Origin of the sequence: Brevibacterium sp. R8603A2, assembly GCF_023072605.1 — a bacterium.
In the GTDB taxonomy this organism is placed as follows: Bacteria; Actinomycetota; Actinomycetes; order Actinomycetales; family Brevibacteriaceae; genus Brevibacterium; species Brevibacterium pityocampae.
In genome coordinates this window covers 1-1,468 of the sequence record NZ_JALLGN010000033.1, presented here as the reverse complement: position 1 = coordinate 1,468, position 1,468 = coordinate 1, and the positions used below count along the sequence as shown (strand labels likewise).

Below are 1,468 nucleotides of genomic sequence, written 5' to 3'. Positions count from 1 at the left end.
TTCCATGCTCGACTACCAGACCCCTGCCGAGATCGAGGCCACACATTTCGCCGAGAACCAGACCATCGGCAACGCAGCCTGAATACAGAACAACCGTTCAGCCTCAACTAAACCCGGGATTTGACAGTTCTGGGACGCCGCCCACCGGCAGGAGACCTGGCCCATCTGAGGTCATTGGTCGGTGCGCCCTTGGGCGCGCGCTCATCATGATCTTTCGAGAGCTGGTCGCCGCCCTGGAGACTCCTACCGTCCGGTGGTGTTGCTCGGACGGTGGGAGACCGGACCCGGGGTTGATCAAGGTAAACGGCGCGCTCAGGCCGGTGCTCCGCACGAGAAGCGCCAGCGCTTTTGACACCATGCGCCCCGAAGGGGATGCGTCCTATCAGTCGATGAGTCCTGTGTCGCCTGAGAGGGCGTCGGTGAGCCACCGCGGGTGCATGGGGAGCAACGGTGCCGGAAGCTCATCCGGGGAGAAGAAACCCGCCTGTGAGGTCTCCACACCATCAGGGTGCATCTGACCGCCGCGCGGGAGGCAGGCGAAGGTGGTGGTGACGAACTGGGTCACTCTCCCGTCGGGATAGGCGAAAACCTGCGAGGCGGGGTCCGAGTACACCCCCACCAGCCGCTGCACTTGCACCTGCAAGCCGGTCTCTTCGGCGACCTCCCGCACCGCCGCCTGGGCGGCAGTCTCGCCCACCTCGACGTGTCCCGAAGGCAGTCCCCACAGCCCGTTGTCCAGCCTGCGCCCCAGTAGCACGCGCCCGGCCTCGTCGAAGACCACCGCGGCCACACCCGCCCGCACCTCGTCCGGCCACGGGTACGGCGACGGGCGCATCGGGCCGATGTCAAGGGCCGGATCAAACAGCCCGGCCAGGCCCGTGACCGTGGCCTCCGCAACGGTGGGATCACACTGCCGACGGCCGCTGCTCGGCGTCGCGGGAGCGACGAGGATCGCCGGCAGGCCCGCGCAGTGCGCCCCGACGACGTCCGTAGCCGGGGTGTCCCCCACGACCACCACTCTCGTCGTAGCAGGGAGCCCGCGCTGGGCCAGGCGGAACATCTCCGGTCCCGGCTTGCCCACCACGACCGGTCGGCGCCCACTGGCGGTCTGGATCGCTGCGACGACCGCGCCGGTGGCCGGCCACGGGCCGCTCGCTGTGGGGAACGTGGCGTCCACGTTCGTGGCCACGAACGGCACGCCGGTACGCAGGAGGGCGGTGGCCTGGGCGAGGTCCCGGTAGGTCACCGTCTCGTCGCAACCGACCACCACCGCCTCGGCCCCAGACCCCTCCACGGATTCCACGCCTTGGGCCGCGAGTTCGCCGCGGAGGCCATCACTGCCTGAATCGTCCTTGGTTTGATTGAGGGTAAGCCAAACATCCTGAAAGGACATCGATTCTCTGATGGCCCCGTCGAAATACCCCCAAGAACTCCGTGACCGGGCGACCCGGTTGGCCGTAGAGGCCCG

1 protein-coding gene is annotated in these 1,468 nt (G+C 68.1%); it reads right to left on the bottom strand.

Features of this window, described 5'->3' with window-relative positions; translation table 11 throughout:
* Positions 1-382 precede the first annotated feature (382 nt).
* A partial coding sequence (locus MTQ12_RS14735; RefSeq protein WP_247619216.1) for an NUDIX domain-containing protein occupies positions 383-1,468 on the bottom strand: 1,086 nt, incomplete at its 5' end.